General features: G+C 44.3%; 18 protein-coding genes and 4 tRNA genes. 6 read left to right on the top strand and 16 right to left on the bottom strand.

What is annotated here, in order from left to right:
- Positions 1-149: 149 nt before the first annotated feature.
- From DKT73_RS06935 to DKT73_RS06925, 3 genes are read right to left on the bottom strand one after another with little or no spacing between them, the layout of a single operon-like run.
- A complete protein-coding gene (locus DKT73_RS06935) occupies positions 150-1,322 on the bottom strand; it encodes a sodium ion-translocating decarboxylase subunit beta (protein WP_111637829.1) in 1,173 nt (390 codons plus the stop codon).
- An 18-nt stretch (positions 1,323-1,340) separates the two neighbouring features.
- Positions 1,341-3,137, bottom strand: a complete 1,797-nt coding sequence (oadA, locus tag DKT73_RS06930; RefSeq protein ID WP_111637828.1) for a sodium-extruding oxaloacetate decarboxylase subunit alpha — start codon at positions 3,135-3,137, stop codon at positions 1,341-1,343.
- Positions 3,138-3,177: 40 nt separating this feature from the next.
- Positions 3,178-3,498 carry an OadG family protein gene (locus DKT73_RS06925; RefSeq protein ID WP_232827807.1) on the bottom strand — a complete coding sequence of 107 codons (321 nt, stop codon included), beginning with the start codon at positions 3,496-3,498 and terminating at the stop codon, positions 3,178-3,180.
- Positions 3,499-3,654: 156 nt separating this feature from the next.
- Between DKT73_RS06925 and DKT73_RS06920 the strand changes: the two genes are divergently transcribed.
- Positions 3,655-4,599 (top strand): tRNA dihydrouridine synthase, encoded by a 945-nt coding sequence (locus tag DKT73_RS06920; protein WP_198666562.1) that lies wholly within the window; start codon positions 3,655-3,657, stop codon positions 4,597-4,599.
- Positions 4,600-4,672: 73 nt separating this feature from the next.
- On the opposite strand, the gene DKT73_RS06915 is transcribed toward DKT73_RS06920, so the two are convergent.
- The 9 genes from DKT73_RS06915 to DKT73_RS06875 all read right to left on the bottom strand — a co-directional run bounded on the left by DKT73_RS06915 (position 4,673) and on the right by DKT73_RS06875 (position 12,089).
- Positions 4,673-4,749 (bottom strand) — tRNA-Arg (locus DKT73_RS06915).
- Between the two features lie 62 nt (positions 4,750-4,811).
- Positions 4,812-4,888 (bottom strand) — tRNA-Arg (locus DKT73_RS06910).
- Between the two features lie 57 nt (positions 4,889-4,945).
- Positions 4,946-5,022: transfer RNA gene (locus DKT73_RS06905), tRNA-Arg, on the bottom strand.
- A gap of 58 nt (positions 5,023-5,080) precedes the next feature.
- Positions 5,081-5,170, bottom strand: a tRNA-Ser gene (locus tag DKT73_RS06900).
- A 58-nt stretch (positions 5,171-5,228) separates the two neighbouring features.
- Positions 5,229-5,417 (bottom strand): carbon storage regulator CsrA, encoded by a 189-nt coding sequence (gene csrA, locus DKT73_RS06895; RefSeq protein WP_012071293.1) that lies wholly within the window; start codon positions 5,415-5,417, stop codon positions 5,229-5,231.
- Between the two features lie 144 nt (positions 5,418-5,561).
- A complete protein-coding gene (locus DKT73_RS06890; RefSeq protein ID WP_111637826.1) occupies positions 5,562-6,803 on the bottom strand; it encodes an aspartate kinase in 1,242 nt (413 codons plus the stop codon).
- A gap of 60 nt (positions 6,804-6,863) precedes the next feature.
- Complete coding sequence (gene alaS, locus DKT73_RS06885) at positions 6,864-9,482, bottom strand: alanine--tRNA ligase (RefSeq protein ID WP_111637825.1); 2,619 nt, start codon at positions 9,480-9,482, stop codon at positions 6,864-6,866.
- 228 nt (positions 9,483-9,710) lie between these two features.
- Complete coding sequence (gene alr, locus DKT73_RS06880; protein WP_111637824.1) at positions 9,711-10,805, bottom strand: alanine racemase; 1,095 nt, start codon at positions 10,803-10,805, stop codon at positions 9,711-9,713.
- A gap of 30 nt (positions 10,806-10,835) precedes the next feature.
- On the bottom strand, positions 10,836-12,089 hold the full coding sequence (locus DKT73_RS06875; RefSeq protein ID WP_111637823.1) for a D-amino acid dehydrogenase: 1,254 nt from the start codon (positions 12,087-12,089) through the stop codon (positions 10,836-10,838).
- Positions 12,090-12,285: 196 nt separating this feature from the next.
- Here DKT73_RS06875 and recX point away from each other — a divergent pair, with 196 nt between their 5' ends.
- Complete coding sequence (recX, locus tag DKT73_RS06870) at positions 12,286-12,741, top strand: recombination regulator RecX (RefSeq protein WP_111637822.1); 456 nt, start codon at positions 12,286-12,288, stop codon at positions 12,739-12,741.
- Between the two features lie 50 nt (positions 12,742-12,791).
- Here recX and DKT73_RS06865 read toward each other — a convergent pair whose 3' ends face one another.
- The 3 genes from DKT73_RS06865 to DKT73_RS06855 form a co-directional block, all read right to left on the bottom strand.
- Entirely contained in the window at positions 12,792-14,372 is a 1,581-nt protein-coding gene (locus tag DKT73_RS06865; protein WP_111637821.1) for a coiled-coil domain-containing protein, read from the bottom strand.
- A gap of 152 nt (positions 14,373-14,524) precedes the next feature.
- Complete coding sequence (recA, locus tag DKT73_RS06860) at positions 14,525-15,610, bottom strand: recombinase RecA (RefSeq protein ID WP_198666560.1); 1,086 nt, start codon at positions 15,608-15,610, stop codon at positions 14,525-14,527.
- Between the two features lie 104 nt (positions 15,611-15,714).
- Entirely contained in the window at positions 15,715-16,215 is a 501-nt protein-coding gene (locus DKT73_RS06855) for a CinA family protein (protein WP_111637820.1), read from the bottom strand.
- Between the two features lie 79 nt (positions 16,216-16,294).
- Here DKT73_RS06855 and mutS point away from each other — a divergent pair, with 79 nt between their 5' ends.
- Both mutS and fdxA read left to right on the top strand, forming a co-directional pair.
- The gene (mutS, locus tag DKT73_RS06850; protein ID WP_111637819.1) at positions 16,295-18,937 is read left to right on the top strand and encodes a DNA mismatch repair protein MutS; all 2,643 of its coding nucleotides are present in this window, start codon (positions 16,295-16,297) and stop codon (positions 18,935-18,937) included.
- Between the two features lie 180 nt (positions 18,938-19,117).
- Positions 19,118-19,441, top strand: a complete 324-nt coding sequence (fdxA, locus tag DKT73_RS06845) for a ferredoxin FdxA (protein ID WP_111609069.1) — start codon at positions 19,118-19,120, stop codon at positions 19,439-19,441.
- Positions 19,442-20,001: 560 nt separating this feature from the next.
- Here fdxA and DKT73_RS06840 read toward each other — a convergent pair.
- The gene (locus DKT73_RS06840; protein ID WP_111637818.1) at positions 20,002-21,222 is read right to left on the bottom strand and encodes an EAL and HDOD domain-containing protein; all 1,221 of its coding nucleotides are present in this window, start codon (positions 21,220-21,222) and stop codon (positions 20,002-20,004) included.
- A 153-nt stretch (positions 21,223-21,375) separates the two neighbouring features.
- Between DKT73_RS06840 and ilvD the strand changes: the two genes are divergently transcribed.
- Both ilvD and DKT73_RS06830 read left to right on the top strand, forming a co-directional pair.
- Complete coding sequence (ilvD, locus tag DKT73_RS06835) at positions 21,376-23,220, top strand: dihydroxy-acid dehydratase (protein WP_111637817.1); 1,845 nt, start codon at positions 21,376-21,378, stop codon at positions 23,218-23,220.
- A gap of 94 nt (positions 23,221-23,314) precedes the next feature.
- Entirely contained in the window at positions 23,315-24,157 is an 843-nt protein-coding gene (locus tag DKT73_RS06830) for a 23S rRNA (adenine(2030)-N(6))-methyltransferase RlmJ (RefSeq protein WP_111637816.1), read from the top strand.
- The last annotated feature ends 20 nt before the right edge of the window (positions 24,158-24,177 follow it).

The raw sequence follows: 24,177 nt of genomic DNA, 5'->3' as shown, positions 1-24,177 counted from the left end.
CTCTTGTTTGCGTCGTTGTCCGTGTCAGTGGAGGCGTATAATACAGCCTAGAAGTTTTAGCGCAAGCACTTTATTAATTTTTTTATAATTAAATAACGAAATAATAAAAAAGACGCCGAGGCGTCTTTTTAAAGGGTCTTTATTGATCACTAACCACCAACATAACTCAGCATGACCCCTGCAGCAACCGCCGAACCGATAACACCAGCAACATTTGGCCCCATGGCATGCATCAACAAGAAGTTTTGCTTGTTTGCTTCTAAGCCTATTTTGTTGGCAACTCGTGCCGCCATTGGCACAGCCGATACACCAGCCGCCCCAATTAAAGGGTTAATAGCCTCTTTGGAGAATCGATTCATCAGCTTCGCCATCAATACACCTGATGCTGTCCCGATAGAAAAAGCAATTAGCCCCAGACTCAAAATCCCCAAAGTCTCTAGATTCAAAAAAGCTTCGGAGCTCAATTTAGATCCCACACCCAAACCTAGGAAAATCGTCACAATGTTGATCAGTGCATTTTGCGCCGTATCACTTAATCGATCCACCACACCACATTCACGCATCAAGTTACCAAAGCAAAACATACCAAGTAAGGGCGCCGCAGAAGGTAAGAACATTGCTACTAGAATAGTCACCACGATAGGAAAAACAATTTTCTCTTTCTTGGTTACGGGTCTGAGCTGCTCCATTTTAATAGAACGCTCTTCTTTCGTCGTTAACGCTCGCATGATAGGTGGCTGAATAAGCGGCACTAATGCCATGTAGGAATAGGCTGCCACAGCAATCGCCCCCAATAAGTCAGGTGCTAATCGGCTCGCCACAAATATAGCGGTCGGGCCATCTGCACCACCTATGATACCAATAGCAGCAGCGTCAGCTAATGTAAAATCCATTATACCAAACGCCCCAAGCAGCACTGCCCCAATGACGGTCGCAAAAATACCAAACTGCGCAGCGGCCCCAAGAAGTAGCGTTTTGGGGTTAGCAAGCATAGGACCGAAGTCCGTCATCGCGCCAACCCCCATAAAAATTATCAGCGGGAACAAGCCCGTCTCTATACCGCCATGATAAATATAGTATTGAAGCCCACCCGGAGAAACCATATGGCCTGTCGCATCATAAACAGGCGCAGCCATAAACCCTGCACCAGGAATATTAACCAAAACGGCACCAATACCAATAGGCAGAAGTAAAAGCGGCTCAAAGCCTTTTTTAATCGCTAAGTACACTAACAGCAGGCCGACACAGATCATCAGCAACTGACCAAGCTCAAGCTGATAGATCCCAGTATCATGGTAAAGATTTAATAATTTATGTTCCATGTTCAATTCATTCCTTTCCTACAAAGTAAGAAGTGACTGACCGACTTTCACGGAGTCACCTTCTTTGACATCAATGGAACCAATAACACCGGATTTTGGCGCAGAAATTTCTGTCTCCATTTTCATTGCCTCCAATATCATCACGGTGTCACCCTCATTAACCTGCTGACCAGGAGAAACCAGAATCTTAAAAATATTCCCCGCTAATGGCGAAGGTAGCTTCTCTCCAGCTGAGGATGCAGGTGACGAAGATGTCTGTGCTGACGCACTTTGAGTATTAGTAACAGGCTGAATATGGCTGACATCTCCTCCCTCCGATACCTGCACGACAAAACTTTGCCCCGCAACAGACACGGTATAAACACTTGCTTCAGCAGACGAAACCGTTGGCGCGGGCTTACTATCCTCCACATCATTTAGAGTAGGGGCTGGCTCAAAAGCACTTGCGTCACCACGATTTTGCAGAAACTTAAGCCCTATCTGAGGAAACAAAGCATAGGTTAAGACATCGTCTATCCGATCATCAGACAGTGGGATGTTTTTTTCTTTTGAAAGAGCAAGCAGCTCTTCTGTTAATTTATCCATCTCAGGTGACAGCAAATCCGCTGGCCGACAAGTAATCGCCTCTGCTCCATCTAACACACGCGCTTGCAACTCTTTATTAAACTCTGCAGGAGCCGCGCCATACTCGCCTTTTAAAATACCAGCGGTTTCTTTTGAAATAGATTTATAGCGTTCACCAGTCAAGACATTTAAAACAGCCTGAGTACCGACGATTTGAGAAGTGGGTGTAACCAGTGGTATTAAACCCAAGTCTTCGCGTACCTTAGGAATCTCCTTCAATACGTCATCAAATTTATCCGCCGCCCCTTGCTCTCTAAGCTGACTTTCCATGTTAGTCAACATGCCGCCAGGTACTTGAGCGATTAATATACGAGAATCTGTACCACGAAGAGAGCCTTCAAACTTCGCATATTTTTTTCTCACCTCTCGGAAATAAGCTGCAATTTCTTCTAATAACTCTAAATCTAAGCCAGTATCTCTGTCTGTACCTTGTAAGGCTGCCACAACCGATTCTGTCGCACTATGACCGTAAGTCATAGACATTGAAGAAATAGCAGTATCAACTCGATCCACGCCCGCCTCAACGGCCTTCAATATCGTCATATCAGACAAACCAGAGGTAGCATGGGCATGCAATTGCACCTCCAGCTGAGTTTGAGCTTTTAACAAGCCCACCAACTCAAAGGCATCGTATGGCGTCAAAATGCCAGACATGTCTTTGATCGCGATGGAATCCGCCCCCATATCCTCAAGTCTTTTGGCATAATCCACCCAATTTTGAGTGGTATGAACACGACTCTTTGTATAGGAGATTGTCCCTTGGGCATGCTTACCTTGCTGCTTAACTGCTTTAATCGCTGTTTCTAAATTACGCGGATCATTCATCGCATCAAAAATTCGAAACACATCCACACCATTAAACGCCGCACGCTCAACAAACTTATTCACCACATCATCCGCATAATGACGATAGCCAAGAAGATTCTGACCACGCAATAGCATTTGCTGAGGTGTGTTAGGCATCGCTTTTTTCAGCTCTCGGATACGTTCCCAAGGATCCTCTCCGATAAAACGAATACAGGCATCAAATGTTGCCCCGCCCCACGATTCAAGCGACCAGAAACCAACTTGATCCAGTTTTTCAGCAATGGGAAGCATATCGTCAATACGCATACGCGTTGCAAATAAAGATTGATGAGCATCACGCAGAACGACATCAGTAATGCCTAGAGGTTGCTTAGTTGTTGTCATATTTCAGCCTCAAATAGATCAAGAAAGTTAGAATGAAAAGTTAATGTTTTTGATTGTTTCTATGCTGATGCACTGCTGCCGTAATAACCGCTGCCAATTTGGCATCAACAACCGATTTGTCACTAGGTTTAGGCGTTGCACTCGGTGCTGAGACGGGGGGCAACTCAGGAAAGAAATGATTGAGTAAACGAGACATATAACTTGTGGCATAAATCAAAATCACTAAAAACAGAAAAACAAACCCCATTCCTAGCACCATCAAGCCAAAACCATCTTCTAGCAACCCACCCATAACATCGACACCTTTGTTATCGCCTTGTTTGTACTCATCTAATGTGATCAGATGCACAACCAATAGCATTGTTTACTTTGATGGTTAATTTTTACCACAAACCAGAACAGTTTCATATTTTTTTTGCATAACAGTTAGACTTATTTCGTGAACATTTCCCCAAAAACATCACACACCTTGAAAAAAACAACAAATAACGAACACATTGTACTGGCAGTAGCCCCCATGGAAGGCGTCATGGATCATACAATGAGAAATCTCCTATCAAAAATTGGCGGCATGGACTATCTCGTCTCCGAGTTTATTAGAGTCACTCAACACCCAATACCTATCACAGCGTTCAAGCGCCTCGTCCCTGAAAATACAACCCAAGCAAGAACCACTCACAACCACCCTGTTCACACTCAACTACTGGGCAGCAATGCAGAGCTTATGGCAGAAAGTGCATTGAATGCTATACAGGCTGGAGCCACTCATATTGACGTCAATTTCGGATGTCCAGCCAAACGTGTTAACGGACATGGCGGTGGGTCAGTACTACTGCAAACACCAGATGCTCTTTACAGCATCATGAATGCCATTCGGATAACGCTTCCTAACGAAATACCGGTATCGGCAAAAATCCGCTTAGGCTTCGAAGATGAAGCATTATTGTTTGATAATGTGGCCGCTATTGAAGCCGCAGGGGTTAGCACTTTAACAATCCATGGACGTACTAAGAAAGATGGCTACAAACCACCAGCAAGATGGGAAAAAATAGGTGAAATTCAAGATAAAACAAGCATGACAGTGGTTGCGAATGGCGACATAGTAGACATCGAATCACTCTTACGCTGCCAATCAATCACAGGCTGCCAGCACTTTATGATCGGCCGAGGCTCACTCAACAACCCATTTGTCTTCCAACAAATAAGAGAGCAACTAAACGGACATGTGAACACGATAGATAAAGCACTCCTTAAAACACTTTTTGCCAGCTATAGCACAGAGCTACAAAAATATTGCAACGATACGGACACGCTAGGCAGACTAAAACAATGGTGCGGGCATTTGAGATTTGGCTTTGAAGAAGTTCAAGAGAATCTTCACACTCTACGACGCTGTAAAAGCACATACGAAATCATAAAGACATTCGAAGACATCATAGCAAGAACATACATAGAGATCTGAAAACGAAACAAGATAGGTGAGTTTAATAAAAAAATAGGTTTTCGAAAGTGCGTAGATTTGGGAAGTAGAATAATGGTGCACCCGAGAGGATTCGAACCTCTGACCGCTCGGTTCGTAGCCGAGTACTCTATCCAGCTGAGCTACGGGTGCGTAGCAATGATTGCTTTTGATCTATGATTTAAAGAGGACTGCTCAAAATCATTATTTGATATTGGTGCACCCGAGAGGATTCGAACCTCTGACCGCTCGGTTCGTAGCCGAGTACTCTATCCAGCTGAGCTACGGGTGCATAGCAATATTTTCACGACTAACAAATCAAAGTGGATAGCTTTGAATTGTTTTAAAATGGTGCACCCGAGAGGATTCGAACCTCTGACCGCTCGGTTCGTAGCCGAGTACTCTATCCAGCTGAGCTACGGGTGCATCACAATTTTTATCTTTTAACTTAGAGAGGATAGTCTCTAAAAAGACAAACTTGAAATGGCGGAGAGTGAGGGATTCGAACCCTCGATGAGTTTCACCCCATACTCCCTTAGCAGGGGAGCGCCTTCGGCCACTCGGCCAACTCTCCGTAACAAGTGGGGCGCATTATATACGACACATTTGTCTTGTAAAGGTTTTTTTAAAAATTAATCTTCAGAAATTTGATCGTCTTGTTCTTTTTGAATGCGAAGATAGATTTCTTCACGGTGAACAGACACATCTTTCGGCGCATTAATACCAATACGCACTTGATTCCCTTTTACACCTAATACAGTGACAGAAACTTCATCACCAACCATTAAAGTTTCACCGACACGACGAGTTAGAATAAGCATAAGAATATCTCCCTGTAATAGCTTTCAACATTTATTAAGAAGAATTACCCGACAAGTCTTGTAAGGCAATTCCTACAAAAGTAATTGTAGCCTCTCAATAAAAATTAAACTATCCATTAATTAAGGCTTTTATGTATCCAAATGTTACGCTTCTCTCACTTCCGGTGTTGCATCACTTAATTTGAACGCAGAATGCAAGGCACGAACGGCTAATTCCATGTATTTTTCATCAATAATGACAGACACTTTGATTTCAGAAGTGGATATCAACTGAATATTGATCGACTCAGCCGCTAGTGCTTTGAACATGGTACTGGCAACACCAGCATGAGAACGCATGCCCACGCCAACAATAGATACCTTAGCAATTTTTGCATCAGACAAGACCGCACTTGCCCCCAGCTCTTCAGCAATCAAATTCAGCGTTGACAACGCTTTATCGTATTCGTTGCGATGCACCGTAAAGGTAAAATCAGTCGTACCATCCACTGAAACGTTTTGCACTATCATATCCACTTCAATATTGGCATCACTGATAGGACCAAGAATACGCGAGGCAATACCTGGGATGTCAGGCACCCTTTTCAGGGTTAATTTCGCTTCGTCTCTATTGAACGCAATTCCAGAAACCGCTGGCTGTTCCATACCCTTAACCCCCTCAGTAGTAATCAATGTACCTTCACCTTCAACAAAACTGGATAGCACCCTAAGTGGCACTTGATATTTTCCCGCAAATTCCACAGAACGAATTTGCAATACCTTAGAGCCTAAACTGGCCATTTCCAGCATTTCCTCAAAGGTAATTTTATCCAAACGTCGTGCACTATCTACTACACGAGGATCGGTAGTATAAACACCGTCTACGTCCGTGTAGATTTGACATTCATCTGCCTTTAACGCCGCCGCTAGAGCAACGCCTGTCGTATCAGATCCGCCGCGACCTAATGTCGTGATATTGCCAAACTCATCTGCGCCCTGAAAACCGGCCGCAACGATGACTCGACCAGCGTCCAAATCCGCACGCATCGCTTCAGTATCAATTTTTTGAATACGCGCCTTGCCATGAGCGTTGTCAGTGGTAATGCGGATCTGTGAACCGGTATAAGAGCGAGCATCTAGACCACGCTTCATCAGTGCGATCGACAACAGTGCAATTGTAACCTGCTCTCCTGTTGATAACAGCACATCCATTTCTCGAGCGCTTGGTGACGCATCAATGCGCTTTGCAAGATCGATCAGTCTATTGGTTTCCCCACTCATAGCAGAAACGACGACAACTATGTCGTCACCTTGTTGCTTATGCTTCAACACTCGATCCGCAACGGCTTCAATACGCTCTATCGTGCCAACCGAAGTGCCACCGTATTTTTGAACTAACAGCGCCATAATTTTTCCATTATTTAAGTCAAGAGAGCCCAAATCGAAGCTCAGACAGAACCAATCAAGTTATACCCTTTCAGCAACCCAATCAGGCACCAACGCAAGCGCCTCTAGCAAACCATCTGGGTTGTTGCCACCCGCTTGAGCCATATCAGGACGACCACCACCTTTACCATCAACATAAGGCGCAATCATCTTAATCAAATCACCAGCCTTCACATTTTTAGTCAGTTCTTTGGTCACACCAGCAATCAAGTTCACTTTACCATCGTTCACCGCAGCCAATAAAATGACAGCGGACTCAAGCTTGCTTTTCAATTCATCCAACAAATCGCGTAACGCTTTAGGATCTTCCACTTCAACTTGAGCGACCAACAGTTTACCACCGTTGATGTCCACGGCTTGAGAAGCCAAATCGGCGCCCGCCAATGCGGCCATCTTGCCTTTCAATACATCCAACTCTTTTTGCAAGCTGCGCGCATGATCGTTTAAGGCAACCACCTTGTCTAACACACTGTCTTTATTGCCTTTAACAAGACTCGCAATGCCATCCAGCACAGATTCAGTCTGGCGCGTTGTATCAATTGCCACTTTACCTGTCACGGCTTCAATACGACGAACGCCCGCAGCAATACCGCTCTCAGCAATAATTTTAAAGAAACCGATATCACCCGTACGACTAACATGAGTACCGCCACATAACTCGATTGAGTAATCTGCGCCCATCGTCAATACACGCACTTCGCTGTCGTATTTCTCGCCAAACAACGCCATGGCGCCTTTTGCTTTCGCTGACTCAACGTCCATAATGTCAGTTTCTACAGGGCGGTTTAAGCGAATTTGCTCGTTGACCATGTCTTCTATTTGCTCAATTTCCGTCGCACTAACCCCTTCAAAATGCGAAAAGTCAAAGCGCAAACGCTCAGAATTCACCAAAGAGCCTTTTTGCGAAACATGATCGCCTAATACACGACGTAAGGCTTCGTGCATTAAATGTGTCGCAGAATGGTTTAATGTGGTCGCCATACGTAAGGTACGATCTACTTCACCCGTGACTTGATCCCCTACTGCCAGACGACCTTCTTTTAACTCACCATAGTGCAAATGCGCTTTTGCTTGCTTCGTCGTGTTAGATACTTTGAACGCGCCCGCACCACGTAACCAACCTTGGTCACCAACTTGACCACCCGATTCCGCATAAAAAGGTGTCGCCTTCAAAATGACAGCAGCAGTCTGACCCGCTTCAATAGCGTCAACGGACTCGCCATCCACAAGGATCATCTCAACTTCACACGTGCCGTTTAGATTCTCGTATCCGGTAAACTCAGTCACAGAATCTAACTTAACGCCGCTCGACATATCCATAGAGAAATTACTGGCTGAACGCGCACGAGCACGCTGTGCGTCCATCGCCACTTCAAATCCAGCCTCGTCTATCTCCAGATCATTTTCACGAGCCACGTCATTGGTTAAATCCGCAGGGAAACCATAAGTATCGAAAAGCTTGAAAACCGTCTCACCCGGAATCACTTTTTGATCACCAAGTTCAGAAATCACTTCTTCAAGAATCTTCATTCCTTGATCAAGGGTTTTCGCAAACTGCTCTTCTTCTTTTAATAGAATAGAAGCCACACGCTCCTTCAACTTAGTGAGCTCTGGATAAGCTTCACCCATTTCAATGTCAAGCGCTTCAACCAATTTATGGAAGAACACGCCTTTTTGTCCTAGCTTGTTGCCGTGACGAATCGCGCGACGAATAATACGACGCAACACATAACCACGACCTTCATTAGATGGAATCACACCATCGACAATCATGAAGGAACAAGAACGAATGTGGTCAGCAATGACGCGTAGAGACTGAGCACTCAGATCGTCAGTACCCACCACTTGCGCTGCGGCTTTAATTAGATTTTGGAACAAATCGATTTCGTAGTTACTGTGAACACCTTGCAAAATGGCGGCAATGCGCTCTAAACCCATTCCCGTATCTACAGAAGGTTTAGGCAGGGGCGCCATATGGCCATCGGCAGAACGATTGAACTGCATGAAAACCACGTTCCAGATTTCAATGAAGCGGTCGCCATCTTCTTCAGCAGACCCTGGAGGGCCACCCCAGATATGCTCGCCATGATCATAGAAAACTTCAGAACAAGGACCACAAGGACCTGTGTCACCCATCGCCCAGAAATTATCAGACTGGTAACGACCACCTTTGTTGTCACCAATACGAATGATTTTCTCAACTGGCAAGCCAATATCTTTATTCCAGATATCGAAGGCTTCATCGTCTTCAGCGTAAACCGTTACCAACAGTTTTTCTGTTGGCAGTTTTAAAACAACAGTAAGAAACTCCCAAGCGTAATGAATCGCGTCTTTTTTGAAATAATCGCCAAAGCTGAAGTTACCCAACATTTCAAAGAAAGTATGGTGACGTGCGGTATAACCGACGTTTTCTAAGTCATTGTGTTTACCACCCGCTCGAACACAACGTTGAGACGTTGTTGCGCGTGAGTATGGGCGAATATCCTCGCCCAAAAACACATCTTTAAACTGGACCATGCCAGCGTTGGTAAATAGCAAGGTAGGATCATTTCCAGGAACCAATGAGCTGGATTCCACAACCTGATGCTGCTTACTTTCAAAGTACGATAAAAATGACTGGCGTAACTCAGAACTCTTCATAATGGGATGAGTCTCTATCTCTATTTTTCTGGACGAATTGGATTGCGTGAATGGCAGATTAACTCGTGCCGACTCGATGCAACGAAAAGCACAAAATAGTACACGCAAAGGATGGGTATTTTCAAAAGAAACCGTCGTATTTTAACGCTTATTTTGTGCATAACTTAAGCAAAAGTAGGATTTACTGGTGTAAACCTACTTTTGCTTAGTATTTCTAGGAAGGTATTACTAAGCGTGTTCACCGCGAACATAGCGATAATGCGGTCTTGCTGTCATACGAGTCACCAGTTCATAACCGATAGTGCCGGCATAATCCGCCACTTCTTCAACGGGCACATCCCCACCCCACAACACCACTTCCTGACCCATTGCAGGCTCCACGGCAGAATCTTGCATGCGCACCGTAATCATATCCATGGAGACTCGACCCGCTAAACAGGCAGGTTTTCCATCAATTTGCAACGGCGTGCCGTTTACCGCGTGACGCGGATAACCATCACCGTACCCCACAGCAACCGTTGCCAGTACATGATCTTCTGCCGCAACATAACCAAGACCATAACCGACTCGATCGCCTTGTTTCAGTTTGCGGGTCGAAATCACTTTCGACGACAATGTCATCGCAGGGCGCAGGCCTATGGCTCGCCCACTTACTTCAGCAAAAGGTGAAATACCATACAACATGATACCTGGACGAATCCAACCACCTTCAGGCACACTCCATTTCATAATCGCGGCAGAGTTCGCTACACTGGCCTCAATATCCCCAATCGATTGACGAGTTTGCTCGAAATACGCTAACTGTTGCATCGTCGTTAAGTCAGATAGATCATCGGCGCAAGCAAAGTGTGTCATTAGAACCACCTCTCCCACTTGACCACTGTCTTTTAGTGCCGCAACAAACACAGGCGCCGCTTCTTTATCCACACCGAGTCGATGCATTCCTGAATCCAGCTTCAAGAAAATCTTCTCGATTTTGGCGTGACTGGCTTGTAATTCATCAAGCTGCTGAGCATTTTCTAAAGCAGACCAAAAGCCATGCTTTTCACACAGAGCCCACTCTTCGCCTTCAAATACGCCTTCCAGCAACAAAATAGGCGACACAACACCCGCCTCACGTAAAGCAATAGCCTCCTCAATGGCTGCCACTGCAAAAGCATCCACCTCTTTGTCTAGATAACGCGATACTTCAACCGCACCATGCCCGTATGCATTGCTCTTAACCACCGCAAACGCTTTACAAGTTGGCTGTAATTTTTTTGCATAACGATAGTTTTGCAGAATCGCTTCCAAATCTACCGTTGCCGTGAGTGGCCTTGCCATTTTTGCCCCTTAAACTTTTAAAACCGGCTATTACTTATAACGTTGCACAGAAAGGTCTTGTGAATCGATCTCAGTCTTATCGCCAGACATAATATCCGCAATCACGGCCGCCGAACCGCAACTCATTGTCCAACCTAATGTTCCGTGCCCAGTGTTTAAATACAAACCATCAACACCTGTGCGACCAACAACAGGCGTACCATCTGGTGTCATGGGACGAAGCCCTGTCCAATAGTCCGCTTGTGACAATTCACAGCCTTGATTGAATAAATCGTGAACAACATGAGTAATGGTTTCTGTGCGTACCTTAGGTAGATCAAGATTGTAACCATTCAGCTCCGCGGTCCCAGCAGCCCGAATACGACCACCCAATCGCGTCACGGCCACCTTATAGGTCTCATCCATCACGGTAGAAATAGGCGCGAACTGCGAATCGGTAATTGGCACCGTTAAGGAATACCCTTTCACTGGGTAAACAGGAATAGAAATATCGATCGCCTTAAGCAACTCTTTTGAATAACTGCCCATGGACACCAAGACATTATCAAACTCAAAGTCACCCTGATCCGTTTTAACCGCGCGTATTTTACCACCTTCTACAACCAAACGTTCAATCGCCGCGCCAAATTTAAATGTCACACCTAAAGCATCGCAGTGTTTCTTCAACTCTTGGCAAAAAACAAAACAATCTCCTGTTTCATCCCCAACTAAACGAAGCCCGCCCTTAAACTTGTGAATAACGGGAGTTAAGCCAGGTTCAACCTCTAGAATCTGTGTGGGCGTTAATACTTGATGAGGCACATTTAAAGCTTTTAGTACCTTGATATCTTTTTCAGACGCTTCAACTTGCTCGTCTTTACGGAAAAGTTGAGTTAATCCACCCTGACCGTCATCGTACTTAATGCCAATCTCTTTGCGCATAGCGATAAACTGATCGCGACTGTATTCAGCCAAGGCAACCATACGAGACTTATTGACGTCATAGGATTTTTCATTGCAGTTTGCCAACATTTTGCCCATCCAAGCGAGTTTTTTTAGCTCAGGATCTGCGCTGACTTTTAACGGCGCGTGTTTTTGCATCAGCCATTTTATCGCCTTAAGAGGAATACCTGGTGCAGCCCAAGGCGCAGAGTAACCAGGAGAAATCTGCCCTGCATTAGCAAAACTGGTCTCTAACGCCACCCCTTCTTGGCGATCAATTACCGTTACTTCAAAGCCTTTTTTCGCCAAATAATAAGCTGACGTCAAACCAACAACACCCGCACCCAACACGCAAACACGCATAGAAAAACCTCAAATAAAGACAAAGTCATATTGCCCATATTCACACAAGATATGCAGTTTTATCATCTTATTTACTTATATAATCAAGAATAAAAAACTAAAAAAACACAAAAACAAAGTTAATTATAAATGAAATGTAAAAACTTCATCCAGCTGATAAAATAGACACCTAGTCACGATAAGCACAGAGGCAAACATGAAAGAACATCAGACATCTATATTTGACCAAGCCTTGTCGCTACTAAGCCACCGAGAACACAGTAAAAAAGAGCTGATAAGCAAATTAAAAACACGAGGACACGAGGAAGAAGACATCCGCGCGACCATTGAACGTCTTGAAGAAATGAACTATCTCAACGACGAGCGCTTTGCCGAAATCTTTGTCCGAAGCCGACTAAGCAAACCACTTGGTGCAAGCCGAATTTCACAGGAATTAATGCAGAAAGGCATCAGCAGTGAACTGGCTAAATCCACCATTGCCAATGCCGATGTGGATTGGTTTGCATTAGCAAAACAACTCAAGGAGAGAAAATTCGGTAACGAAATCAGTGAAGATTTCAAAGAGAAGGCAAAGCAATCACGCTACCTTCAATATCGAGGATTCAATTTTGAACAGATTAAATACGCTGTTTCTGAGTCTGACGAAAGTTAAACCGTCATGCCGCTAAGACAGTAACTCGTTTTTGTCGTCATATAGATTGTTTATGTGTCTGCTCCTTTTGCCATCAAAGCAGCAACATAACGTTCCTCCATCTCAACATAGTTTTTTTGTGTTAATGCTATTTTATCGTCTAGCTCTTCAATTTTTTTCTGTAATTTTATAAATTCAGCAGCCTGAACTTGTCCATCATACAGAGCAGCTTCAAGACGCTTACGCTCTTCCTCTAATTCCGTATTCACTTCTTTAAGGTTCTCAAACTCTTCCAAGTCTTGGCTAGCCATGACGTCCGCGTCATTGTCAGCAGTCCCCTCTATTGATTCAGGGTGAAGCAATTTATGTTCTAGACTTTCACGTAACGCCCGAGCTTTATCCAGATCGCGTTCAAGCATCTCTACATATAACTCAGATTCATTAACCATCTGACGCAAAGAACTTAGCTTCGAAGCTTGTTCGCTCGCAAATGAATCTGACTCTTCGGTGAATGAATCTTGATAAAGCAGGTCTTCCATATTCTTCATCGTGCTTCTTTCTTCATCAAATACATCATATATATCGGTATTTTGCTGAGTATTCACATCCTTTTTCTGCAACAAAGCGTGTTTCTGCTTAAGCGCTTCATCTCGCTTAATAACATCAATATTGAGGTTGTATTTAATGGTCTGTAAGCTTTCTAATTTTTTCTCTAATCGCTTAACCACTCGACTACTTTCCAACAGCGCCTTTTCCAGTCTAACAATGTAAATGTCATAGACACCAACATGCCTACCGTCTCCTTCATGACCTGCCCTCGCTTTGCGAACCTGCTCCTTTAACTCAACCATAATCGCGTTTTGGTGCAATGCCAATTGCTTTAAATCCGAGACTTTATCGTGTAACTCTGAACGCACGGAATCTAAAAAAATCGATTGATCCATTCCCTCTAAAAACGTCTCAATCGCTTCAACATACAAGGCACTGTTGGCTTCTTGCTTTACCTCAGCTAAATGAAGCTTTAATCGCTCAACAAACTCACACATACTCGCCATTTGAGCCCTTAGCGCAGCAAGCGATTCATCGAGTTCCGCTTCTGCTGCCAACTGGCTTTGCAGCGTACTGAGCTGGGCATTTAACTCAGAAGTAATATTGACTTGAGCAAAAACCTTATCACCCGTTTTTTGAATCACTTTATTTAACTCGCTTAATAAAGATTGATTCACCTTTAATGATTTCAACAGATCATCAATTTCTTGAGCTCTATCCACCTTATCCAAAATCCCTTTAAAAGCGTCTAATAACCCAACCACATCAGAATGCGGAATAGATTGTTCAATAATGTGGATTTCTATCTCTAAAAAGATAGCCCAACACGATAAAGCCGCTCGCCCTTGAAAATCAGACTTTGGCAATTCCTCGGTAAGCTGAGTGCAGATATATTGCTGCTGTTTTAATAAGGCTAACCATTGCGATGTTTCTTCGGTAGACGGGGTTTGTAGGCTATCATCCTGCTGAATAAACACGTCCTTTTGAGTAATGCCTAGCGCTAACGCCTTTTTTTTCAACGATAAGTAACGCAAAAAAACAAAAAGAAAGAGGCCAAAAAAAAGTACGCTCAATAAAATAAGCAACCATTGCCCAATCAACATGATGATCGTCCCGTTAATACCTAATATAAATAGGTCATCATAGAAGAATAGTTTTAAACACACCAATAAACTTTACACAGAAGCCTTATTCGTAAAAACAAAAAAGCAGACGCTAGGTCTGCTTTTAAGGATACTGTGTTTAAAAATCCAGTTTAGAAATCAAGTTGCTCGACATCTTCATCTTTTTCAACTTCAGTGTCTTTCGCCTCTTTAGCATTCGCTTTGCCATCGGCTTTCGCCGTTTTAGGCAGAAGATCTTCACGAATTTTTGCTTCAATCTCTTTTGCCATTTCTGGATTATCCGCTAAAAATTGAGCAGCATTGGCTTTACCCTGGCCAATTTTATTACCATTATAGGCATACCAAGCACCAGCCTTGTCGACAAAGCCTTGCTTAACACCCAAATCGATCACTTCGCCCATACGGTAAATACCAGCGCCGTACATGATTTGGAATTCAGCTTGCTTGAATGGCGGTGCAATTTTGTTCTTCACCACTTTAACGCGAGTCTCATTACCAATCACCTCATCGCCCTGTTTCACCGAGCCAATGCGACGAATATCCAAGCGAACGGAAGAGTAGAACTTCAGTGCGTTGCCGCCCGTTGTTGTTTCTGGAGAACCAAACATCACACCAATTTTCATACGAATTTGGTTGATAAAGATAACAAGGCAATTTGCGTTCTTAATAGAACCCGTTAATTTGCGCATTGCTTGAGATAGCAAACGAGCTTGAACACCAACAGAGGAGCTGCCCATTTCACCTTCAATCTCAGACTTAGGCACCAAAGCCGCCACAGAATCCACAATCACCACATCAACACTGTTAGAACGTACCAACATGTCAACGATTTCAAGCGCTTGCTCACCCGTATCTGGCTGAGAAATCAAAAGGTCCGCAATATTTACACCCAGTTTTTCTGCATAAGAAGGGTCTAAAGCGTGCTCCGCATCGATAAATGCACATGTCTTACCTTGTTTTTGCGCTTCGGCAATCACACTCAATGTTAGTGTTGTTTTACCAGAAGACTCTGGTCCATAAATTTCACAAATACGGCCATAAGGAAGACCACCTGCACCTAGTGCAATATCCAGACCTAACGATCCAGTAGAAACGGTATCAATATCAAGCTTGGCACCTTCGCCCATCTTCATGATGGCGCCTTTACCAAATTGACGCTCGATTTGAGACAGCGCTGCGTCTAGCGCCTTTTTCTTGTTGTCTGCAATAGAAGACATAGTGAATTCCTTGTGGCTACTTTTCAGTGTGATTAACTATCGTTGTCGGTAACTCTAGCGTTTTTTTTAGGTAATCTCAAGAAATACTGTATATAAAAACAGTATTATTTTTCATCACTTTCAAGCATCCGCTTTACACCATGAAGCGCCGCTAAAACCGTCGCCTCTCTTACCGCCTGACGATCTCCAGAAAACTGAAATCGCTCTACTTTGGCTGCTTCACCAAGCCGTTGCCAACCAATATAAACACACCCTACTGGTTTGTCATCTGAGCCACCAGCAGGGCCAGCCACACCACTTACCGCCACCGCAATATTCCCCCCAAGCTGCAAAGCACCGGCACACATCTCTGTCACAGTTTGTGCGGACACGGCCCCAAAGGCTGACAGGGTTTCTTCTTTAACTGACAAACCGCGCATCTTAGCTTCATTGGCGTAACTGATCACACCACCAAAAAACCATGTCGAGCTGCCTGCTATTTCCGTGCATACCGCGCCAATTAAGCCGCCAGTGCAAGACTCTGCTGTAACAAGTAACTGCCCCCTTGTTTGTAAGAGCGCTGCGGCTTGTTGTGCCGCATGTGTCATTTTTTGCATTGGATTCATTATCATTATCCCTTAAATCCTTGGAAAATATCCCGTAGAATACCCCTCTATTTTTTGGATCACAATCGAGCTTTCCCAGATGAGCAAAACACCAGCAGATAACCATACGCCTATGATGCGCCAATACTTCGGCCTTAAGTCACAGCATCCGAACCAACTGCTATTTTATCGCATGGGAGATTTTTACGAGCTTTTCTACGATGACGCCAAACGGGCGTCTCAGTTGCTTGATATCACCCTCACAGCTCGAGGCCACTCAGGTGGCATGCCAATTCCAATGGCCGGGATTCCCTTCCATGCTGCCGAAAACTACATTGCACGCTTGGTTCGCATGGGGGAATCGGTTGTGGTTGCCGAACAAACAGGCGATCCGGCTACCAGTAAAGGCCCAGTTGAGCGCCAAATTGCTCGTATTGTCACCCCTGGCACCATCAGTGATGAAGCCTTTCTTGAAGAAAAACGCGAGAATCTTTTGCTATCCCTTGCCCATCAATCGCGCAAAGGCTTGGATATCTTTGGTTTCTCCTATTTAGACATGGCCAGTGGTCGCTTTTGTTTATTTGAAGTCGATGGCCATGAAGCCCTCTCTAGTGAGCTGCAACGTTTATCGCCAAGAGAAATTTTAATTTCAGAAGACTTTCCCGCACGCAAAACATTAAAACTGGAAAAAGGCATTGCTGAACTTGGCCCTTGGCATTTCGATTATGAATCCAGCTATCGCCAACTTATTCAACAATTTAACACCAAAGATTTATCTGGTTTTGGCTGTGAATCTCTCACCGCCGCTATTGCGTCCGCTGGGGCTTTACTGCAATACGCCAAAGACACCCAACGCTCTGCCTTGCCGCACATTCAATCTATTATGGTTGAACATAAAGATGACTCAGTCCTGATTGATGGGGCGACTCGACGTAATTTAGAAATCGACATCAATTTAACGGGTGGCACAAGCAACACATTAGTGAGTGTTTTAGATGAATGCGCGACACCAATGGGCAGTCGTTTGTTAAAACGCTGGTTACATACACCTATTCGTGATCTGAATGAAATTCAAGCTCGTCAACAAGTGGTTGCTGAGTTACGTGAGAGTCATACTTACAACACCTTTGATGCCCCACTGAAAAAAGTGGGCGATGTAGAGCGTATCTTATCTCGAGTGGCGCTGCGCTCGGCTCGCCCGAGAGACTTACTGCGCCTAAGATTTGCTCTCGAAGCGGCACCGGAGATCAATGAGTTATTATTAAGCGCAACCTCTGAGCGACTCCAAGAACTCAATCAGCGTGTTATCGCACAACCCAATATTACTGAGACCTTAGCCAAAGCCCTTGTTGAAAACCCACCATCGGTTGTCCGCGATGGTGGTATCTTTGCTAAAGGCTATGATGAAGCGCTAGATGAACTATTGGCTTTATCCACCAACGCCACCGACTTTCTTGCCGAAATGGAACGCAGCGAAAAAGCGCGCACTGGGATTAGCTCCTTAAAAGTCGGGTTTAACCGAGTCCATGGTTATTACATTGAAATTAGTCGCCTTCATTCAGACCAAGCACCGGTGGAATACGTCCGCCGTCAAACATTGAAAAATGCAGAACGTTTTATCACGCCAGAACTCAAAGCGTTTGAAGACAAGGCGCTCAGTGCAAAATCTAAATCCCTTGCACGAGAAAAAGAGCTCTATGAGGCATTGCTTGACCAGTTAAATGCTGTATTAGGGGAATTACAAACCACCAGCCAAGCTTTGGCACAACTTGATGTGCTAAACAATTTTGCAAAACGAGCCGATGCCCTTAACTTTACCTGTCCAGAACTACACAATCGCGGCGGCATTCACATTATCGGCGGTCGTCATCCGGTAGTTGAGTCGGTTATCTCAGATCCTTTTGTTCCCAACGATCTGGACCTCAATGAGCAACGCTCACTATTAATGATTACTGGTCCTAATATGGGCGGTAAATCCACTTATATGCGCCAAATCGCGTTAATCACACTATTGGCTCATACGGGATGTTTTGTTCCAGCGGAATCTGCGTCCATATCCGTGGTAGATCGAATCTTTACACGTATGGGTTCATCAGATGATCTTGCTGGCGGTCGCTCAACCTTCATGGTGGAAATGACAGAAACCGCCAACATTCTTAATAATGCCAGTAAGCACAGCCTAGTGTTAATGGATGAAGTAGGACGAGGCACCAGTACCTTTGATGGCCTTTCCCTAGCTTGGGCAGCGGTCGACTATTTAGCCAACAAGCTAAAATGCTACGTTTTGTTCGCCACGCATTATTTTGAACTCACCACACTAGCAGACCAACTAGAAAACGCCGCCAATGTGCATTTAACCGCCACAGAGTACGAAGATGAAATCGTCTTTCTGCATAAGGTTCATGAAGGCCCTGCCAGTCAATCATATGGCTTGCAAGTTGCCCAATTAGCAGGGGTTCCTCGTGATGTTATAGGACACGCCAAGCAAAAACTAAAGGAATTGGAAGTCGTCACAGGCATTGATCTTGATAGCACTGAACACGCGGCGCCAGCCACTTCACAGCCCACAAAGAGTAAGAAAAAAATTCAGGAGAACAAAGGCGGTTATCAACCGCTTCAGGTCGATATGTTTGCTCAGGCAGAACAAAACGTCTTAAAAGACGCCATTGAAGCGCTAGATTTGGATAACATGACACCATTAGACGCTATAAACGCCCTTTATCGCCTAAAATCTACATTGTAGTACTGACACTCTACCATGGAATAACAACAGTATCGCACGCTAAGATATGGATAAAAGCGGCTGTGGATATAAGCTAATAGCAGATAAATGTAGACTATTTACGATTGTTGCTTGCCGCGAAATAGTCTATACCTCTAAAATAGCGCGCAATCATTTTTATAGCTTGTAAGGAGAAGTCGAATGGCTTTCATCGTTACCGATAACTGCATTCGCTGCAAATACACCGACTGTGTTGAAGTTTGTCCTGTAGACTGCTTCTATGAAGGCCCTAACTTTTTAGCCATCAACCCTGACGAGTGCATCGACTGCGCGTTGTGTGAACCTGAGTGTCCAGCCAATGCCATCTTCTCTGAAGACGAATTGCCTGAAGATCAGGAAGTATTTGTTGAACTGAACAGAGACTTGTCTTTAATTTGGCCAAACATTACTGAGAAAAAAGATGCCCTTGCCGATGCGGCGCAGTGGGATGGTGTTGAAGATAAATTAGAGCACCTAGAGCGCTAATAGAACATCACACCAACATCTGAAAGACCAAAGTATAAAAAAAGCGACCCTGAGTCGCTTTTTTTATACTTGTCGTATCGAGAATAATCGACAAATAACAAATTTTAGGCAAAAAAAAGGGCGCCTATTGGCAACCCTGCTTTTTGCTGACATCCTGTCGAGCAACTCTTCCGATGAGTAAACGTCACTGTTCGCTTCATCATGAAGCATCCAAACTGTCCTTGCGCACGGCGCTATCCATCAAACCATGTTATTCCGATGAACACTCCCTTGCTCTTGAATATCCTGATTCAATCCTCAACACCATCAATGGCATTTCATAAAGCACTTCATGCGCTTTTCATCCATGAATTCCGTTTGGATAAAGAGCAATTTAACAGCTTTGAAAATTTTATCAAATGCAAAAAAAACGACACGAAACATATTTTATCTTTATAAATCAATAAGATAAAAAATAATTACAAGAAACAATCACTTTAAACCACACAACAAACGGGAAACGCCTACAGACATGTAAGAAAAGGACTACAAAATAAACAATGTGATTCAAATTCTTATCGTCATACCGCGATAAGAAATTCATCTGTCCACTTAATTGCATCCAAATAGGTTTTCTTCAGATCGTCTAAGTCTTGAGGATTTTTAATGGCATGACCATTACCATAATGCTCAACCAAATCAAGCGCGTTGCCCACCCTTCCTGATCGATGAACGATGGCATTAATAAATTCGCTAGGCAAAGGTAACTCACCTAATACTTCGTCTAACTGCATACCAGTACAAACATCAATCATAGATAACATTCCCGCTAAAAAATATTTATCCTGATTGTTATAACCTCGGCTCTGTGCAAACAACTCTGCGTGCTTGGCACGAATCATAATTTGCTCCAATAAGACGTGTCTATCACCCACCATTTCAGACATTAATAATAAGTTTGTCAGTGATTTTAATTTCTCTATCCCTATCAACATGATCGCCAAGCGTACAGAATCAACCGACGCCACCAACCCTGTTACGGGAGAATTTAAATAACGCAGCAGTTTATGAACCAAACCTGCGTCTTGACTGACGATTCGCTCTAACTCGTCGACACTCAAACTAGAAGTATCTAACAGTGATGACATCAGTTGTAACAGCGTCATACTATTCACTTTTGACGCTTTACTGACGATCAATTCAGGCTTTTCAAAAAAATACCCTTGAAAATATTCAACACCTAACAAGCGGCAAAATTGATAGTCTTCCCATGTCTCAACTTTTTCAGCAATAATGTTGACATCAAACCCTCTCAAAGCCTCAACTTGCTTATGAAAATCGTCCTTTCCTAAGGCCTGAACATCCAACTTGATATAATCCGCAAGCTCAATAAACGGCGTAAATTTGCTGTGGAAATGAAAATCATCTAATGCAATAGAACAGCCAGCGTGTACCCAACGACGCAAAGACGATAAAAGAACCGCATCAAAGCCAGCATTATCTTGCACCTCAATGACAATATTTTCTTTATTAACAGGCATGCCACTGGGGCTTAACAAATACGAACGAGGAAAATTAATAAACGCTTTACTTGTGCCAACAAGGTTTTCCATACCGAGTTCAAAAAGACTGGTCGCAATGACCTGAGCCGTTGCACCAACCTCATCGATCACATCCGCCTGTGCTGCGACAGCATTTTTACGATACAGCAGTTCATAGCCCATCACAGCAAGGCGACTGTCTACGATTGGCTGTCTCGCCAATGCAACGTTAGAGTGGGCTGATAGTAGATTTTCGGCCATAACATTTCCGTTTCAATATGAAGTATTGGTATTGATTTATACAGTGTCTCAATATTGCCTAAAAATTGCCATTGGGCATCAGCAATAATCTTGGTAACATGGACTCATTAAATCTGGGCAACTATATAAAGCAAAAAATCTGTGGGGAAAATAATGCCAATATACCGTTCCAAAACTACCACCTCAGGCCGCAATATGGCTGGAGCTCGCGCCCTATGGCGTGCTACCGGAATGAAAGACGATGACTTTCAAAAGCCTATCATAGCGGTTGCCAACTCGTTCACGCAATTTGTACCAGGTCATGTACACCTAAAAGACCTTGGGCAACTGGTTTGCCGTGAGATTGAAGAAGCAGGCGGTGTCGCGAAAGAGTTCAATACCATCGCGGTCGACGATGGTATCGCAATGGGCCATGACGGTATGCTTTATAGTCTTCCTTCACGCGATCTTATTGCAGACTCTGTTGAATACATGGTGAACGCCCATTGCGCCGACGCCTTAGTATGTATATCAAACTGCGACAAAATCACACCTGGGATGCTAATGGCAGCAATGCGTCTCAATATTCCGGTGATTTTTGTCTCTGGCGGTCCAATGGAAGCGGGCAAAACCAAACTTTCAGAACATAAATTAGACCTTGTGGATGCCATGGTGATTGCGGCTGACCCAACGGCGTCCGATGAAAAAGTAGCGGAATATGAGCGCTCTGCTTGCCCAACGTGTGGCTCATGTTCAGGCATGTTTACTGCGAACTCAATGAACTGTTTGACCGAAGCGCTTGGCCTAAGTTTGCCTGGTAATGGTACCACCTTGGCAACGCACTCAGACCGTCATAGATTATTCTTAGAAGCGGGCCGTCGTATTGTCGACATCACCAAACGTTTCTATGAAAACGATGAAGCAAACTGGGCACCGCGCTCTATTGCCAACTTCGAAGCGTTTGAAAATGCCATGACGCTAGACATCGCCATGGGCGGATCAACCAATACAATTCTTCACTTATTGGCGATTGCCCATGAAGCAGGGGTGGATTTCACAATGAAAGACATCGACCGCCTATCTCGTCGTGTACCTCAGCTATGTAAAGTGGCACCCAATTCACCTAAATACCATATCGAAGACGTTCATCGTGCAGGTGGTATTTTTGGTTTATTAGGTGAATTAGACCGCGCTGGTTTATTACATAACCAATGCCATACGGTTCACGCGAAAACTATGGAAGAAGCACTACAGACTTGGGACATCATGCGTTCACCAACACCTGAAGTGATCGAGTTCTACAAAGCCGGCCCGGCAGGTATCCCAACTCAAACGGCGTTTAGCCAATCGACTCGTTGGCCATCTCTAGATGGCGATCGTAAAGATGGCTGTTTCCGTTCTATTGAAAACGCGTTTTCTCTTGAAGGTGGCTTAGCCGTACTGTATGGCAACATCGCGGTTGACGGTTGTGTGGTTAAAAGTGCTGGTGTAGATGAATCCTGTCTCGTGTTTGAAGGCCCAGCCCATATTACAGAGTCTCAAGATGAAGCGGTTAAGAATATTCTTGATGACCAAGTAAAAGCAGGTGAAGTAGTGATTGTACGCTACGAAGGACCGAAAGGCGGACCAGGCATGCAAGAAATGCTCTACCCAACGTCTTACATAAAATCGAAAGGTTTAGGCAAGGCCTGTGCTTTGCTCACTGACGGTCGTTTTTCTGGTGGCACATCTGGTTTGTCTATCGGTCACGTTTCTCCAGAAGCCGCTGCCGGTGGTGCCATTGGATTGGTGCAAAATGGCGATATCATTCGCATTGATATCCCGAATCGTACGATCAACGTATTGCTTAGTGATGAAGAGCTACAAGCTCGTCGTGATGCGATGAACGCAAAAGGCGCTGACGCCTGGAAACCCGTTGAAGCGCGACCACGTAAAGTCTCTCCAGCATTAAAAGTGTACGCACACTTTGCGACCAGTGCGGACAAAGGCGCAGTACGTGATATTAGTCAAATCGACTAATATCTAAACAGCAATATGCCAAAGGCCGCTTTGCCAAACATAGGCGTTGCGGCCTTTTTCATTCAAAACACACTTATTTATCACAGGAAAGACCATGCTCAGCTATCGCCATATTTATCATGCAGGCAACCACGCTGATATTTTAAAACATTTGACGGTCAGTCAAATATGTCGCCATTTTATAAAAAAAGACGCGCCCTTTTTCTATTTGGATACACACGCTGGCATTGGTCAATATTCCCTACACTCTGAACAGGCGCAAAAGAATAAAGAATTCCATTCGGGTATATCACGACTCCTAACCGAAAAAAATCTTCCAGAGCCATTGGAAGGATTATTAGACATTGTTAGAGACATGAACCCATCCGACACGCTGGAGTTTTATCCTGGTAGCCCAAAAATTGTCGACTATTACGTTCGTACAAAAGACAAACTACACTTATGTGAGCTGCACCCGAACGATTATCCAATTTTAGCCGCCCTGTTTCCTAACAAGCGCAAAGCCAATGTGGTTAAAGACAATGGTTTTGCCGCGGTAAAAGCGATGCTGCCACCACCACAAAAACGTGGCTTCGTGTTAATGGACCCCCCCTATGAGGTGAAAAAAGATTATCAGTATGTGGTTCAAGCACTAGAAGACGGTTACAAACGCTTTCCTCAGGGCACTTACGCCATTTGGTATCCAGTATTAAACCGCAGACAAGCTGACGATCTCTTAAAATCGGTGAAGGCGACCAATATTCGCAATGTTCTTTTGCTTGAACTGTGTATTAAAAATACAGAACTAGAGCGCGGCATGGCAGGAAGCGGTATGATAATCGTCAATCCACCTTGGACGTTAGCTGCAGAAGCCAAGGCATTCTTACCAGTTTTAAGCGAATTACTAGCTGAAGATAACGAGGCGGGCTACCAAGTTACTTGGATCACCCCAGAATGATCACTTTATAGAGGAGCGTG

This window comes from Marinomonas shanghaiensis (assembly GCF_003259175.1).
Lineage (GTDB): Bacteria > Pseudomonadota > Gammaproteobacteria > Pseudomonadales > Marinomonadaceae > Marinomonas > Marinomonas shanghaiensis.
Note: the sequence above shows the minus strand (reverse complement) of the source record. Positions and strands in the feature narration are given on the sequence as shown.